The organism is Halorubrum sp. CBA1229, from assembly GCF_003721435.2.
Taxonomy (GTDB): domain Archaea; phylum Halobacteriota; class Halobacteria; order Halobacteriales; family Haloferacaceae; genus Halorubrum.
The window spans coordinates 251,477-268,176 of the sequence record NZ_CP054585.1 but is presented as its reverse complement, the minus strand read 5'-3'; the positions used below and the strand labels follow the sequence as shown (position 1 = coordinate 268,176).

General features: G+C 52.7%; 12 protein-coding genes and 1 pseudogene. 8 read left to right on the top strand and 5 right to left on the bottom strand.

The window, feature by feature from the left end:
- Positions 1-226 precede the first annotated feature (226 nt).
- A pseudogene (locus tag Hrr1229_RS18105) lies at positions 227-408 on the bottom strand (NAD-dependent epimerase/dehydratase family protein); the annotation flags it as partial.
- 171 nt (positions 409-579) lie between these two features.
- Positions 580-1,491: an NAD-dependent epimerase/dehydratase family protein gene (locus tag Hrr1229_RS01300; RefSeq protein ID WP_123114559.1), complete on the bottom strand. Its 912-nt coding sequence runs from the start codon at positions 1,489-1,491 to the stop codon at positions 580-582.
- Between the two features lie 84 nt (positions 1,492-1,575).
- On the opposite strand from Hrr1229_RS01300, the gene Hrr1229_RS01295 reads away from it, so the two are divergent.
- The 3 genes from Hrr1229_RS01295 to Hrr1229_RS01285 all read left to right on the top strand — a co-directional run bounded on the left by Hrr1229_RS01295 (position 1,576) and on the right by Hrr1229_RS01285 (position 5,289).
- Complete coding sequence (locus Hrr1229_RS01295; protein ID WP_123114560.1) at positions 1,576-2,688, top strand: glycosyltransferase family 4 protein; 1,113 nt, start codon at positions 1,576-1,578, stop codon at positions 2,686-2,688.
- A gap of 113 nt (positions 2,689-2,801) precedes the next feature.
- Positions 2,802-4,355, top strand: coding sequence for an alkaline phosphatase family protein (locus Hrr1229_RS01290; protein WP_123114561.1), 1,554 nt, complete (start codon positions 2,802-2,804; stop codon positions 4,353-4,355).
- A 1-nt stretch (position 4,356) separates the two neighbouring features.
- Positions 4,357-5,289 carry a polysaccharide deacetylase family protein gene (locus Hrr1229_RS01285; RefSeq protein ID WP_123114562.1) on the top strand — a complete coding sequence of 311 codons (933 nt, stop codon included), beginning with the start codon at positions 4,357-4,359 and terminating at the stop codon, positions 5,287-5,289.
- A 101-nt stretch (positions 5,290-5,390) separates the two neighbouring features.
- Here the strand turns inward: Hrr1229_RS01285 and Hrr1229_RS01280 are convergent, their stop codons facing one another.
- Together Hrr1229_RS01280 and Hrr1229_RS01275 are read right to left on the bottom strand one after the other, a co-directional pair.
- Entirely contained in the window at positions 5,391-6,290 is a 900-nt protein-coding gene (locus tag Hrr1229_RS01280; protein ID WP_123114563.1) for a glycosyltransferase family 2 protein, read from the bottom strand.
- Between the two features lie 81 nt (positions 6,291-6,371).
- Positions 6,372-7,508 (bottom strand): hypothetical protein, encoded by a 1,137-nt coding sequence (locus Hrr1229_RS01275; protein WP_148041771.1) that lies wholly within the window; start codon positions 7,506-7,508, stop codon positions 6,372-6,374.
- A 1,156-nt stretch (positions 7,509-8,664) separates the two neighbouring features.
- On the opposite strand from Hrr1229_RS01275, the gene Hrr1229_RS01270 reads away from it, so the two are divergent.
- From Hrr1229_RS01270 to Hrr1229_RS01260, 3 genes are all read left to right on the top strand, one after another.
- The gene (locus tag Hrr1229_RS01270; RefSeq protein WP_217920700.1) at positions 8,665-9,285 is read left to right on the top strand and encodes an FkbM family methyltransferase; all 621 of its coding nucleotides are present in this window, start codon (positions 8,665-8,667) and stop codon (positions 9,283-9,285) included.
- A gap of 194 nt (positions 9,286-9,479) precedes the next feature.
- Positions 9,480-10,301, top strand: a complete 822-nt coding sequence (locus tag Hrr1229_RS01265; RefSeq protein WP_255212544.1) for an LTA synthase family protein — start codon at positions 9,480-9,482, stop codon at positions 10,299-10,301.
- A gap of 30 nt (positions 10,302-10,331) precedes the next feature.
- On the top strand, positions 10,332-11,840 hold the full coding sequence (locus Hrr1229_RS01260; RefSeq protein ID WP_123114565.1) for a flippase: 1,509 nt from the start codon (positions 10,332-10,334) through the stop codon (positions 11,838-11,840).
- Between the two features lie 913 nt (positions 11,841-12,753).
- Here Hrr1229_RS01260 and Hrr1229_RS01255 read toward each other — a convergent pair.
- Complete coding sequence (locus Hrr1229_RS01255) at positions 12,754-13,965, bottom strand: orc1/cdc6 family replication initiation protein (RefSeq protein ID WP_123114567.1); 1,212 nt, start codon at positions 13,963-13,965, stop codon at positions 12,754-12,756.
- Between the two features lie 881 nt (positions 13,966-14,846).
- Between Hrr1229_RS01255 and Hrr1229_RS01250 the strand changes: the two genes are divergently transcribed.
- Together Hrr1229_RS01250 and Hrr1229_RS01245 are read left to right on the top strand one after the other, a co-directional pair.
- Positions 14,847-15,941 carry a DUF4330 domain-containing protein gene (locus tag Hrr1229_RS01250; protein WP_123114568.1) on the top strand — a complete coding sequence of 365 codons (1,095 nt, stop codon included), beginning with the start codon at positions 14,847-14,849 and terminating at the stop codon, positions 15,939-15,941.
- Positions 15,942-16,011: 70 nt separating this feature from the next.
- The gene (locus Hrr1229_RS01245) at positions 16,012-16,677 is read left to right on the top strand and encodes a hypothetical protein (protein ID WP_255212543.1); all 666 of its coding nucleotides are present in this window, start codon (positions 16,012-16,014) and stop codon (positions 16,675-16,677) included.
- The last annotated feature ends 23 nt before the right edge of the window (positions 16,678-16,700 follow it).

The following is a 16,700-nucleotide window of genomic DNA, read 5'->3' as shown; positions in this document are numbered from 1 at the left end:
GTACAGTGAATGACTTGGGCGGCTACTCCGACTCAAGTTGCTCAGACAAACATGATCTCCCAAACAAGGCGTGTCGGAACTTCTGACGGAAACGTGCACGGCTCATCTGTATACTCCTCTGCCGAATCGCTCCGCCTCTGAAAGTTCGCCCACCGATTGAGACTCGTGTTCGTGACGATCTCGTCAGGGTATGACAGAGGTTCTGGACTACCTCGATGACATTCTTGACGGCGTTGATGTCGGCGGGGTAGTCGTTCCCGAGGACGGACACCTCGCGCACTCCACGTCGTCCGTGTGGTTGTTCGGGTCGCCGAGGTAGCAGTCGTCGACGGTGATCACGTCGTTGTCGGCGGCGAGGCGGTTCGCGAGGTTCGAGCCGACGAAGCCTGCGCCGCCGGTGACGAGGACGCTTGTCGTTCATGTCCGATCCTCGGACAGAATTCGCATTACGTCATCGATTGTCGGTATTGGCCGGTGGATATTGTTCGAGAAGTGCGGATCGGTACGTTTGTTTGCGGGCGTTCGGTAGGGGAGGCGTAATGTGGATCCTCCGGGTCGCGCTGTGATCGGGAGATCGGATTACACAACGTCTCGAATTCCGTCTTCGAGATCGATCGTCGGATCGTATCCGAGTTTGTCTTTCGCCTTTCGGATGTCCGCAACGCTCCGTTCGATATCTCCGGACCGGCCCTCAGTATGAACGATTTCGGACGTGCTCTCCGTCGACTCTCGCATCAAGTCCGCCAGCTCCCGGATCGAGATACTTGACCCGGTTCCGACGTTGAACGCCTCCCCGACGGCGTCCGTCTCCGCGGCCAGTAGATTCGCCTGGACGACGTCTGAGACGTGAACGAAGTCCCGCGTCTGTGTGCCGTCGCCGTGAACGGTCACCGGTTCGTCGTTCGCCAATCGATCCGCGAAGATACTGATGACGCCGCTATACGGTCCTCCTCGCTGGCGGGGGCCGTACACGTTGAAATAGCGGAGGGCGACCGTTTCGAGCCCATACAGGTCGTGATACGTCCTCGCGTGATGGTCCAGGTAGAGTTTATCGATCCCGTAGGGCGAGTTCGGGCGTTTCGGCTCCGATTCAGTGACCGGAACGCTCGACGGTCGACCGTAGATCGCAGCGCTCGACGCGAGGATGACGCGAGCGTCGTTCTCGCGGGCAGCGTCGAGGATCGACAGGGTCGGTGTCGCGTTCGTCTCGTGGGAGAGTTGGGGTTGTTCGACCGACTTGTCAACGCTGACGAGGGCGGCCTCGTGAAACACCAAATCTATCCCGTCCATCGCGCTCTCGACGGTGTCGCGGTCGCGGATGTCGCCCTCGATCACGGTCGCTTTCGGATTGACGTTCTCACGGTAGCCGGTCGAGAAGTCGTCGAGGACCGTTACGTCGTTGGCTCCGACGAGCGCGTCCACCAGGTGGCTCCCGATGAATCCCGCGCCACCGGTGACGAGGACGTTTCGATCCGTTGGAGTAGCGGTCATACGGAATCCTCTCGAGTGAGTGTTTAATAGCCTCCGGGTTCGGGATCGGGATTGTTTTGAATCTCGCCGAAAGAGGACGGTCTAATGTCGTCGGAACCCCGCATCTTTCACCTCATTACCCGACTCATCGACGGGGGAGCGGTCAACGCGCTTCTCCCGATCGCCACCGAAATCGACGGGTTCGACGTGACCGTCGGATACGGTTCGGAAGTGGATCAACACAACATCGATGCGCTTCACGAGGCCGGCGTTCAGACGAGGCAGTTCCCGCTGATTCGACACTACAATCCCGTCACTGCTATTGGCGCGGTCTTTACCGTTGCGCGTTTCATTAACCGAGAGGACTTTGACATCGTACACACTCACAGTACCGAGGCGGGCATCATCGGCCGTGCGGCCGCGCGTCTCGCTGGCGTGCCCCACGTGATTCACACGATCCACGGCGTTCCATTCGCAGAAGACCGGAACGATCTCCTGAACTGGTTCGTCGAACGATGTGAACGGGTAGCCGCTCGATGGACCGATGTCCAGGTCTCGATCGCCGAAGTCATCGCTGAGGAGTACCTCTCCCGTGGGATCGGCCGAGAGGAGCAGTATCGGACGATTCGATACGGTATCGATCTCGACGACTTTCGAGACGTGGAACCCGCGACAGATCTCCCAGGGACGGAACCACGTGTCCTGATGGTGAGTCGACTCGCGGAAGGGAAAGGATTCGATGTCTTACTCGATGCAGTGGAATCACTCGAAAAAAAGAATGTTTCGATGCTGATCGCCGGTGACGGCCTATTACGGAGCCACCTCGAAGATGAGATCCATGATCGGGATCTCGAGGATACCGTCCATCTACTCGGCTATCGAACCGATATACCGAACGTGATGGCAGGATCCGATATCCTCGTTCTCCCATCGTTTCGTGAGGGAACTCCACTCGTGATTATTGAAGCGATGGCAGCTGGACTTCCAGTCATCGCGACGAATATTTCGGGGATTCCGGAACTTATAGACGATGCAAAGACTGGTTACCTTATTGAACCAGGCAATTCCGATGTGTTGGCTTCTCGAATGAATGAGCTTATACAAAACTTGAACCAGCGTGAACAATTTGGTCACACTGGTCAAAATCGATCGGATCATTTCGAGACGAAACGTATGGTGTCTGATTATCGAAATATGTATACAGATTTGACGTCATAGTAGGCAAATAATCTCGAATGTCTTGCCGAATGTTCACAAATATATAACTATTCAGAGGATTTTATCCAAACAGTTATTATGGTTTTAAATCGTTGAATAACTAGTACCAGCAAATGACGACGATCGTTCTTGGATTAGATGGGGGTTGTTTCGAACTGATACAGCCGTGGATCGACGATAATTCACTTCCCACGTTCGCCAAAATGACCGAAGACGGCGTCGCAGAGGATATGCAGAGTTGTCTACCACCAGTTACGTGTCCGAACTGGCAGTGCTATGCGACTGGAACGAATCCGGGCAGATTGGGTGTATTCTGGTGGGAGAGCGTTGATCGCGAGAAACAGAAGATAGAAAATAGGAGTACAGCGGGCGACTTCAACGGTGTTCACTATTGGCATCTGCTTGAGGATAAGACTGCGGTCATTAATCTACCAACGTCATACCCACCCGCTGAGATCGATGGTATCCATATTGCCGGCGGCCCCGGTGCCGAACAGACTGGATACACATATCCCGAATCTTTGGAGGTACAACTCAAGGAGGAATACGATTATGCGGTACATCCGGAGAAGATGTCGTTGCTATCAGGGAACGATCCGGACAACGAATGTGTCGAAGAGATCTATGATCTGATCGAGATGCGTTTTGACGTGTTAGAGAGTGAACTCTCAACCGGAGAGTACGAACTCATCCATATAACTGTATTCTACTTGAACGTCCTCCAGCATTTTTATTGGGACATGGGCGTGGTTAAGAAAGCATGGGAGAAAATCGACGACCGTGTCGCTCGTCTTCTATCACACGAGGAGCTCGACAATCTCTTCGTGATGTCTGATCACGGCTCAAACGAGATCCGAACGACATTCCGTATCAACACATGGCTGGAACAGCACGACTATTTACAGACGGAATCGGGAATTAGTGATTACCTCTATGGGGCAGGAATTACTCAAGAACGTGTACGGCCGATACTGGCGAAACTTGGGGTCGAGTGGTGGGCTCGGCGATTGCTCCCGGAGCGAGTCCAGATGTACCTCCCTAGTGAAGAGGGATCCGTTGACAAGAGCGCTAAAGAAGACGTTATCAACTGGGAACGCTCACGGGCGGTCGCAAGCGGTCAGGGGCCAGTATACGTCCTCTCTGAAGATCCTCAGCAACGGGAGCAAATCGCTAACGAATTAGTCAACGATCTTGAAGACTTGACTGATGAAGACGGGAATCCTGTTTTTGACCAGGTGCTTCCTGGTAGTGAAGTATACGATGGACCATACTCGGATCTGGGCCCAGATGTCGTCCTCGATCAGGCCTCTGGTGTCCATATTGAGGGGAAGATCGGTAATGAATCGATGTTCGAATCGCCGAGCAAGTGGCACGGTGAAAACAAAGACACGGGAATGTTCATAGCATACGGATCGGATATCGATGGAACGACTGAATTATCCGACCTACACATTCTAGATCTTGCACCGACACTGCTTCATTTACACGGTGCTGCTGTCCCAAGGGTGATGGAGGGTGAAGTCCGTCGAGAGTTATTTGAGCCAGACTCGGTTCCAGCGACTCAAGAAGTAACTCAAACCGACGCTCAGTATGGGGATAGCGTAGATACACAAACCATCGACCATAACGTAACAGACCGACTCGAGGATCTCGGGTACATGGAGTAGTATGACTGATAACAAAGGGATATTCACTCTTTCACTAGATACGGAACTCGCGTGGGGAATGTTCGACAAGGACAACGTCGGGGATTATGAGAATGCCTATCGAAATACGCCCGATGTGGTAGATCATCTATGTAATATGTTTGATGAATATGACATCTCTGCTACATGGGCGATCGTCTCTCATTTGCTCATGGACTGTGACAAGGCCCATACCGACCGAACATCTCCAAACTTCGAATGGATCGATGACTGGTTTGCTGAACTCCCATGCGTGAACGGATTCGATGATGTATTATGGTTTGCTCCGTGGCTCATCGATCGATTACAGGCTTGCGAGACCGCCCAAGAGATCGGATTACATGGCTCGACTCACATGCAGTTGGGTGCCGATGGCTGTTCGCGGCAGCATGCGGAGGAAGAAATAGATGTTGCGGTCAAAACACTTCGTGAACACGGCCTTGAGCCGAAAAGTTTCGTGTTTCCACGAAATGATGTCGGCCACGTGGACGTTCTAAGGGAGCATGGGATCAAGGTTTATCGAGGAAGAGATGCATACTGGTATGAGCGCGCGTCCGTACCGAACATAATAAAACCACCGTGTAGGTTTGTCGACGAGGCTGTCCGTGGAACTCCACCAGTAACTGAACCCATCGAACATAACGGTATCCTCGAAATTCCGGGATCACAGACTTTTCGTCCTTCACACGATGGGTGGCAATACACACCCGGCGAGTGCAGCGTGGAGCGTGCAAAAAAAGGACTGGAACGTGCTGCTCGGACAGGTAAGACATTTCACCTGTGGTTCCATCCGTTCAACCTTGGACATTCTCCTGAAAAAGATTGTCACAGGCTCGAACGAATACTTATGATAGTAGATGAACTTGTTCGAGAAGATTTGATCAAATGTGTCCCAATGGGTGAATATTCCGAATGAGGATTATTGTGATTCGTGGTTGTTAATACCATTCTGTTTATTGTTGCTCACCCTGTCGCTGACAGGTTTCTAACAGAATATTGGTGATATTAAACACATCATTATGACAATCTATCAAGATGTGTTCTTACTCCTCTGAAGATCGCAAATCCGACTCCAAGTATATCTCTTTTATGTGGGATGCTGGAACTCCAGAGATACGCAAATCCCTCACGAAACTGTCCACTAGATAAATATTGCTTTGCTTTTATATATCGGAGCACTCCCTTCGCTTCTTCTTCCATACCGCGTTCTCGAATCAAGTCTAAGAACTTATCGTAGAATTGATCGATAGCTTCTGCGACACTGTCTCCTTCTGGGGAACCTGTGTCATACTTTTTGAACAATATCTCGTCGGTAAAGGCCATCTTTCCTACTTGGAGAAGTCTTAATATAAATTCCAGATCTTGATGTCTTTGGAACATTTCATCAAACCCATCTATCAAATTGATAGCGCTTTTCTTAACTAGTAGTGAAGATGTCCCCCCGTGCGAAAACGTTCTTCTCAATATATTGTCGATAATGATGTCGTCTCCTTCAAATCCAGTTGGGCGAGAAATATATTTGTCTATGAACTCGATAATGACATTCGAACGTTTCTGTTTAAAATTAGAATATGTAGCTATCCACTGGTCAGAGCGGGATTCTAGCACATTAACCTGCCGTTCTACTTTAGATGGAAACCACTCATCGTCTGCATCTAAAAAGGCAATATACTCACCGGTAGCGTGTTCAATTCCTGTATTTCTCGCAGCACTTCCACCCCGATTTTTTTCGTGCTGGAAGAACCGAATACGTCGATCGTCAAAAGAGGCCATGACTTCTTCTGTATCATCAATTGATCCATCATCAATTACGATTATTTCAATATCATCATAAGTTTGAGACAGAGCGCTCGTAAGTGCTCGGGGGAGAGTATCTGATGAATTGTATACTGGTATGACTACACTTACTCTTGGCATTTCTTAGAGGATATATAACGAGTTTATTTATACTTCATGATTCCGCAGAATCAACAGAGATAATTACTATCTGATTTGAGATCATCTACTATTGTTGTTCGTTTTGATTTGCGTGTGCTGTGTGATTCCTATACCACCTAGCAAGAAGAAAACCCACATGAACATTTGTCTATGTCGGACTGCTGTACCTACATTCCCAGTTGCTAGTGCATAGAGTATTACTCCAACGATCACTCCAGTCCCTAATCCGACTGCCCCAGCTGGATTTCGTTGAAATAAAACTCGGAAGCCAAGCGGACTTATCAAAATAAATATTAAATTAACGAGAGCTTCTACACCCACTACGAAATCACTTACATTTGAGATCATCCAAGGAAATGGAGAGCACAAAAAGTACGCTACCCCGATTCCACTAAACGCAATCGCTTCCGGGATCTGTGTTGCGTATATATCTACTAGGTATGCGGTTCGACCTCGAGTCCGCACCTCCCGCAGATTGGCTAAATACGAGATACCCTCTTGTATTCGATTTAAAAAGAATAACGTACTCGTAGCTCCTCCGAGTATAATCATATACATGATAATATTACGGACTATATCTAAATAATATATATGGACAAAAGTCCCAACACCGATTGCTATGATGTACAGTGGTATATTGTCTGGCCGAAGAATCCCTGCGACGAAAAGCCCACCTACGACAATAATGATATTTTTACTTTGACTTCGATGGTTGGGTATTAATAGAGATTTTGTTGCGGCGGTTATTCCGAACAGAACAACGGCTTCCCGGAGAAGTGTAGAGTGTACAAGCACAATACTCGGATAAATCATTAGGGGGACGATAGAAACTACTGCAGCAGAACGTGAATGGTAGTATTGAGCGATAGTATAGACGTTATATGCGGCTAGTGATCCGATGAGAGCATTCACAATGCTGGCATACACTAGACTGGGACCTGGTAGTAACCAGAATGGTGCTAAGAAAGCCCCCCACCGTTGATACGCCGTCGGCCGATCAACATTAACATAATTTCCGTTCTCTAACCCTATTGCTATCTCTTCAGCGCTCGCAATAAATCCAATAACATCGGCCTGGGCATACGGATTCTGTCCAGTATAAATTGTGACTCCAACACCAATAAGTCTAATAGAAAATATAAGTATTAGAACAATAAGACCTGATCTAAAATTGCTGTTCAAGTTTCGAACTCGCACGTGATAGGCATCTGAATTGGTGGGACTAATATGTTTTCTTACTCTGCTCAATACGATTCTGAGTCTAAACTACTGATACAATATGTGTGAATTCATTTGTTTCGAATTAGAATATGATTTGGATACAGTAGGTTACTTCTGCTCTGTTTAATCCACAGAAGGCGACAGGATAGCGTCGCTCTGAAGGCAGTAGCTAAGCGGAAGAGTCGAATGTGGCCAACCTACTCTTCCGCTTTGTTAATTAAGCCGCGTCGCTGGCGTTAAAATCTGTGCTGCCAGCCAACGGAGCTGAGTGATCTGACTGGCCACGGATTTCCCGGCTGGAAGCATGTTACGCTCCACTTGGTACGGCTTCACCTGGATGCGATGTACCGCGAGATCGTCGATTGGGCGAGTGAAATGGATCGCGTTCGTGGTCTGTTCATCTCGCTCGAACGGCATTTCCCGCACCCTCAACGCTGTATCGGTCGTTTGAGAAGGTTCTCATGTCGGTGTGGCGTGGATTCCTTCGAAAGTCCGCGAACATTTGTGATCAGGGCTCGCACGGTGCCATCGATGCCATGCTCTTCGACCGCGAACGGCATCGAGGCATTATTGATGCCGCTCGGATCGCCATATATATACGGTTAATACGACGGCCCTGAGCGATACAGACTCGTGTGCCATTCTCGATATTCACTACTCGGCGCACTAGCCTCACAACCCCCAAACCGGCCATAGTGTTGCCCTTCATAACACCGAAAAATCGAGTGTCTCGCCGCCGACAAGGGCTATGATGACCAACCGCTCCGGGACGCTCTCCGATCAGCGGGCGTCCGACTCCTGCTGCGTCACCGGTTGTTCGCGCATTACAATCCCTCAAGATATCTTTGATGACTGGCAGCGGAACCGGGAATGATAATGCGGAAATTCTAATACACTCCATCAGCTATCGTTTATTAACATCATACCTATGAGTCTTGTCGCAACGATTCTACGCCGTGCACATGATCGATTTTATTCCGGATTGGTCCGTCAATCGATTCGCTGGATTGGCCTCAACAAACTTCTTTCTGGGCCATACTGGCGGCCCGTATATGTTCTCTCTGAAAACACGCAAACTCACGACCTTGCCAATCATTCGATAGACTTCTGGACAAACACGTTCACGGAATTCATGCGCTTTCGCGATCTTGCTGGCGAACGTTCCGTCGTTGAAGATCTGCTAAACGATCTCGATTCGGACGACATCTTCTACGACATCGGTGCCAACGTCGGAACCTACACTTGTTTTGCTGCTGCCAAACTTGGTCCTGGTAGGACGTTCGCGTTCGAACCCGAACCAGAGAATGCGGATCGACTACGAGAAAACCTCGACCTGAACAATCTTGACGCCGAAATCGTTCAGATCGCGCTATCTAACACTAACGGTACCGTCGATCTCGCTCTCACTGGCGACGAGGCAGGCGAGGGTAAACACGCCATCGCGACCGGTGATGACGGACAGACTCTTGAAGTTGAGACTGCCAGAGGTGACTCGATAATCAAGGAACGCGAACTGCCGAAACCCACAGTCGTCAAGATCGACGTTGAGGGAGCCGAACTCTCCGTACTCCGAGGACTTCGAGAAACCCTTCGCGAGAACTGTCAACTGGTGTACGTCGAAGTACACAAGGAAAAGATCGAGGACTTTGATGGAGAAGTATCTGAGGTGAAAACACTCCTCACAGATGCTGGGTTTGAAGTGGCAGAGACCTTCCAGCGTGGAAGCGATGTCTTTTTACGGGCGTCAAAGTAGTCTCTTTACAAATCCGAAGCGATTCTGGACATGTTTGTCCGATCTCAAGTTAAAAAAACATGATGAAAAAGGCACTCAAGAATTTTCACAAACCCAAATGGTGGGTAGAATCGGCGATACCTTTCGCTCGATCTCAGACGGCCAAGAGTTATTCTTCTATTCGTTATGACCCGGACGCACCAATCTGTCGATTAATGTCCGAGGATTGGGATAATCTGATACTTCTCGATGCGTGTCGGTTTGACCAGTTCGAACGCTTGAACACTATTAATGGAGACCTACAAACGCGAACGTCTCTTGGATCTGGTACGCCAGAGTTTCTGACAAAGAACTTCGAAGGAACAACGCACCACGATACGGTGTACATTACCGCAAATCCCATGTACCGGACAAAGAGCCTCAAGGACGTCTTTCATGAGGTGATTGACGTGTGGGGGTCCGAGTGGGACGATCAACAGAAGACTGTCCGACCTGAGAAGATGGCTGAGGCGACCTTGGAGGCATATGAGGAATTCCCGGGTAAGCGGATTATATCACACTTCATGCAGCCTCACTACCCCTTTATTGGGGACTCCGCACGCGAAATAGGAGACCATGCTGGATACGAATGGGCATACAGACGCGTTCAAGGAGAGGACGCTACGCGGGATCATTCGACTATATGGGCGCTGCTTGACGAGGGTAAAGTCGACGTGGAAGCCGTCTGGAGGGCATATGACGAGAACTTGGAAATCGCTCTTCCTCATGTCGAGCGGTTAGTGAACACATTCGACGAGAAAGTAGTGGTTACGTCCGATCACGGCAATCTTGTGAACGAACGGATCACTCCATTCGGGAAGCGGGTATCCGGACATCCGATCGAGACGTACACGGACGAATTACGCAAAGTACCGTGGCTGGTCATTAGCGGCGAAACTCGCAAGGAGATCCATGAGGAGGAACCACAGGAGCATACGAACGGGGACTCGGATGTCGTTGTTGATCGCCTCGCCGATCTCGGATACGTAAACACGTGACCCTAGAATTCGAGTAACGAGGCTTCACAGATGCCTGAGGAAGCTACTGAAACAAAATCTGAAAAAGGTGATTCGTTACGCTCGATCACCGATGGAGCGTCGCTATTCTTCGGAGGAAAGGTCCTATCGAACGGTCTCGGATTCGTTTTCAATCTGATTTTAACCCGTGTTCTCGGAGCGACGCTTTACGGGATTTACACCTACGCGAACACGATCACCGGCTTCTTCGTCGTTTTTGCCCGACTCGGAACCGGAAAATCACTACTCCGATTCATTCCCAGTTCGTCGAACGAACCTGCTCGACAGAATTGGGTGACAGGTCTCGCGTACCTGACTGCCTTACTCGGAAGTGTCGTGATCGGAACTGCACTGTTCGTGTTAGCACCGATAATTAACACTCTCACTCTCGAAGAACCACTTCTAGTCGACGTACTCCGGATATTGGCAATCGTCCTTCCGTTCAATACCCTCAGTAATCTCACTAATTCCGTGTTTCGCGCCACGGAACAACTTGAATATCAGATCATCATAACGAACGTCCTCAAGCCGATAATCCGGATTCTTGCCGTTCTGTCGGCGTTCACGTTGGGGTATTCCCTGATCGGAGCAGTTGCCGCGTTGGCTATCGGAGGCGTTCTGACGTTCGGGATCGCTATCTCGCTTCTATACTCGAGAACAGATATTCATCCAACCGGAAAGCGATCGCGAGGAAGCGTCTCCGAATTCTACAACTTCTCACTTCCGCTGACTCTGAAGGATCTCGGACAGAAACTCTACACCCGCGTTGATATTCTCATGGTTGGATTTTTCTTGTCCGGGTCAGTCGTCGGTGTGTATCGTGTTTCGATCCTACTCGCAACGTTTCTCACGCTTCCCCTGTCCGGGATCAACCAACTGTTTCCCCCTATCGCTTCCGGACTGTATTCTAATGGAAGGATAGACGAGCTCGAATCGATCTATAAAATCGTAACGCGGTGGGTGTTCACCGTAGTGATTCCTGCCGCGCTGGTGCTTACGGTTTACAGTTCTGAGGTACTGCGTATCTTTGGCGACGATTTCTCTGGGGGCGGGCTCGTTTTACTCTTCTTCGGGATCGCTCAACTGACCAACTGTGCCGTTGGTCCAAGTGGATTGTTGCTCATGATGACGAATCATCAATATCTGAATTTGGTCAACCAATGGGTGCTTGGAGTGCTAAACGTCGTTCTCAATTACGTACTTATACTCGAGTTCGGATTCATTGGTGTAGCAGTAGCGACAGCAGGGACGTTGACCGTCATCAACGTCGTTCGGGTGATTGAGGTCTGGTACGTCGAAGGAATGACTCCGTATTCGAAAAAATATTGGAAACCAATAATTGCTGGTCTGATTAGTATTCTCGTCATGCTCGGGTGGCGATCGTTCCTTTCCGGATACCCGTTACTAATAATCGGAGCTGCAACAGGAGCCCTCGTGTTCGTCGCAGTGCTAGTTTTGTTGGGTATCGAACAGGATGACCAGGAATTCTACGCGGAAAATATCAGACCTCGATTTAAATAATCGAGAGATTGGATAGACGACCTATAGATGACGCCTCAGCGACATTTCGAGTCGTGGATTTGGGATCGTTCGGAATTTTGTGGAGGATGTCGAGTTTCGCACCCCTGTTGTGGATCATACACTTGCCGATATTAACTGCCAGCCCTCACTCCCTACACACTAACCCGCTCGCCCGCTCCACGTCTGCGGGCGTGTTCACGTTCACGCGCTCACCCAACCGAACCGTCGCAACGTCGTAGCCCGCCCGCACCAACAGCCCACGGCCTCGCTTAGCTGGTACTCGCCCTCGGCCGATGGCCGGAGCAGCGCACACGCGTGAAAGACGTCCTCCGGGAGATCCGGTCCGGGATGCTCTTTAGCGTCGACAGGGAGGACACGGCATGCGAGTCCGCCATCTGCTTGTGCGTTTGTTGGATCTCCTTCGACCGCGCCAGAGCCTCACCGCTGGTCTGGAGGTTCGCGATCGTTTCTAAGGTGTGCTGGACGTGTTCCGTTTGGTTCTGGATATCGGTCTCCACCCGACCGAGCTATACTCGCTCCCGTGCGGTCTCGATGTACTCGTCCGTGACTGGCGTCTCACCGTTCTGTTCAGCTAACTCCGTACGCGGAGCAGTTTTGAGCGCCCTGCCGCGCGTTTTCCCTGTCTTGCGCGGCCAGTTCGGTCACATTCGCGATCGGCGACGTGTCTCGTCCGCAAAGGCGCGATCCGCTAGATACTCCAGAATCGTTCGCAGTCACGGCGTCGTAGGGACTGCAGCTCGACTGCTCTCTGTTACTCTCGTCACCACCCCACTGTGTCGAGTGTTCTCTCTGAGAATGGATGGAACTCTATCCCCCGACACCCCACCGCGTCACGTGTTCGGATGGGACGATCCGGGGACCATTCGAACAGCCTCCGACCAAATTTACAGCGTCATGTGACCCGTGTCGCCACACCTGTCGGGAGCACAATCGAGTCAAAATCTCGAACGACGTCGCCGACGATATCTAAGTTCACGTCGAACTTGTACTGATAGTAGTGTCCACCTGCCCGTCCCTCATTTTTCATCTGCCGATCGAGGATGCCAAGCATCGCTAGATCCGCGAGATGGTCGTGCATGCGACGACGAACGAGCGGGTCGACGTTAGAAGCGTCTGCAATACGTCGATACAACGGGTATACGTCGCGAATCCGTGCCGGGGTCTCCTGCTCGAACGCGAGCTGTAACATCGCTACGAGTGCAAGATGTCCGTGTTTCGTTAGTTCGCGCATCCCGTGTTCGACTTGGCTCTGTTCGAGCTTCTCACGAGCCTGGTGGACGTGCTCCTCTGTTAGTCGCTTCTCGCTGTTCGTCCGTGCGATCTCACCAGATTTGTACAGAATATCCAACGCCTGACGGGCACTTCCCGTGTCTTGTGCTGCGATGGCAGCACACAAGGCGATCACGGCATCGTCCACCGCGTCATCGTACATGGCACCGGCCACTCGCCCGTCGAGAATAGCTCGCAGTTCCGGGGCGTTGTACGGCGAAAAGTGGATCTCCTCCTCACAGAGGGTGTCTTTCACCTTCGGAGAGAGGTCGTCGCGGAAGCCAAAATCGTTGCTGATGCCGATCACGCCCGGCTTCGCTTTCGAGAGGTAACCGTTCGACCGGGCTCGCGGGATCTCGTACAGGATCTCGTCGTCGCTGCCGATGTGGTCGATCTCGTCGAGGACGAGGAGAACGGTCCCGCCGACCTGGTCTAATTCCTCGTATAGAATGTCGAAGACGCGCTGTTGGGGATACCCGGTCGTGCTGATCTGATCGTCTGCGGGTCGCAGCTGGTTCACGAGGTTAACCGCGACTTGGTAAGATGACGAGAGGTTCGTACAGTTGAGCCAGCAGACCGAGAGATCGACGTCGTCGTACTGCTCCGTGTCCCGCTGTAGCTGCTCCAGTAGGTACCGAGATACCGCGGTCTTCCCAACGCCCGTCTTTCCGTACAAGAAGATGTTCCGGGGTTGTGCGCCGTTGACGATCGGCTGAAGCGCAGCAGTGTATGTCGAAATCTCGTCCTCGCGAGCGGTGATCGAATCCGGCTGGTAATCCTCACGGAGCATATCCTCGTTGCGGAAGATCTCCGTGTCTCGTGTGAACGTAGCCATCCTCTACTGTGTTCGACTCGGTCTACACGTATAACACCACTGCGTCGAGTGTATCGTATGAAAACACAGATGATTGGGGTCTTCCGGTTAGCACTTGATACAGTGGAGTGACTTCTGATCAGTTCGCACCGAGAGCAACTCCGAGTAACACTCGACACGGTGGGGTGGGGCATGGGGATCTTCAGTCATCCACACCGAACACTTGACGCCGTGGGGTATGGTACGAGAACTGTCGTTGGTGATCTCCAAGAGCACTCGACATGGTGGGGTGAGACATGGAGACGTCCAGCCATCGATATCGACTACTCGACGCAGTAGAATTTGGTAGAAAACTGTCGGTGGTTGCCTTCGAAAAACACTTGACACGGTGGAGTGGGTGTTCCCGCGACACGACGTCTGAAACCAGTTTTACACGGTACAGGGTGTGAGGATCCGGATACGTGTCCTCCATCCGGTTCAGTGAGACGCTGGCGGATTACCGCAAACTCGGACGAACGGCGTCATCGTATGCGAGTCCACCGAGTAACTGCCCGATCAACGTGCCCCAGACGGTCCCCACGGACGAAACACTCGACATGGTGGGGTATCCAACTGCTGCTCCGATGAGGCAAGCACTTGACACGGTGGGGCGCCAAGCACTTCTATCCCTTTATTTCACCGACCCGCTGGCTCATCCGTTGTCTCCTCGTAGCTTTCCGAGGATGAGAGGGACAACACACGAAATCCACTCTCTCTCAGCACCGTCGTCGATCGAAAGCACACGAAATGTACGCTCTCATCTATGAACGTCAGTACGCCCGAATCTTCACGCTCTCAAAAGGGGAACCGTTTTACTCCCCGCCCAATACCCACGCATTAATGCGACTCACGGGTGGTCTCTCATGGAACTGATCGACGACGACGGCGATCTCTTTGGTGTCGTCAACGTCGTCGACGCACTCGTCGTGCTGGTGGTGCTTGCAGTCGTCGTCGCTGGCGTCGCACTCGTCTTTTCGAATGATCCAGCGCCAGAACCCGACACCGACACAACGTACGCCACCCTCGATATGGGCACGCAACCAGCCTATATCGTCGACGCGATCAACGAGGGTGACACTTACGCGCCCGACGATACATCCACGATCACGATCACGGATGTCCACCTCACGCCGCGCGGAAACGATATCGGCGTCACCCTCCGCGTTGAACTCCAAGGTGAGACCAACGGCGACGCGATCACCTACGCAAACGCCCCACCACGGCTGGGCCGGACACTCGCTATCGAGACGTCGCAGTACGAGGTGAGCGGCCAGATCCGCGACACCGGCGATGCCGACGCCCTCGCTGGCGACCGCCAACAGGTCATCGTTCGCGACACACTCGACGCTGAGACCGCTACTGCGGTCACGCCAGGCGATGAGATACGGCTTGCAGGCCGCACGGTCGCAACCATCGACGACGTCGCTACGTACGCCACGAACAATCCTGCCCGCACGCGTGTCCTCGTCGAAACGAATCTGACGACACACTACGAAGGCGGCCAGGCCCGCTTCGGCGGTGTCCCCCTCCAGCGTGGCCAGTCGCTGACACTCCCAGCTGACGAGTACACCATTACTGGCCAGATCGAACGCGTGAACGGCGATCTCCAGCTGGGCGAAACGTCGACGCGACGGGTCACACTCCGGATGACGGAGGTGCGTGACGACACCGCCGACGCTATTCGCCCGGGGATGACCGAAGGCTCGGTCACCGATCCCGTGGCGGAGATTACCGACGTCGACACCGAACCGTCGCTCATCATCGCCACCGGTGAGGACGGGAGTGTTAACGTCGTGGACCACCCGATCAACCGAGACGTGACGATCACTGCCGACATTCAGGTGCGCGACACGCCCACTGGCGTCCAGTTCAAAGGCGAGCCGCTCCGCGGCGGGACCACCATCACGCTCGATCTCGGGACGCGGATCATCGAAGCCGAGGTGGTGAGCGTCACCTGATGCTTGTGCGTGGTCGCTCTCCACAGGTCTCCTTGTTCGCCCGACGTGCTCCGACAGGGGGGCGTCCGATATGAGCACACACTCTCCAGATGAGTCTGATAGTGGCACGCCAGCGTCCGCAGAAACGGATCTCCCAGCCACGCTGGCTGGCTCCCGGCTCGTGTCGGCATTACGGGCCGCCAGCACGCGCGGTGCGTCGTGGGTGCGCCACTCGGCGCTGTATCAGTGGCTCACTGCCGAGCCCGACCCGGAGGTCATCGTGATCGATCTCCGCGAGACGTGGACCGTCGGCCCGTTCCTGCGCGTGCTCGACTGGGTCGTCGATCGACTCGTCGATGCGGCCGAGGACTCCCGTGCCGTCGCCGTCGCGCAGCGTGGGGTCATCGCAACGCGTGCGGCGCCGTTGCGTGTGGCCGGACTCCTGACCGTGCTGGTCGGCCTCGCCGTCGCCGGCAGCGGCCTTCTCGGTGGTGTCTCGACGACGCCACTTGCTGTCGGGGTGGGCCTCGCCGTTGGCGGGCTCATCGCGATGCGAGACGACCGTGACTGGGCCACACTGCGGGAGACACGGCCGGTAACTCTCATGATTGCCGCGTTAGAGCCGCCGGAGCCCCCAGAGACCGCAGCTGATAACGAGACGCCTTCACGGGAGGACGCCAACCCATCCGCGCCGACTGAGTCGTCACAAACTGACGACACCGAGCCAGCAGACTCAGAGCCGACCCAGACTGAGTGACCTGGAACGACGTGGAACCGCGT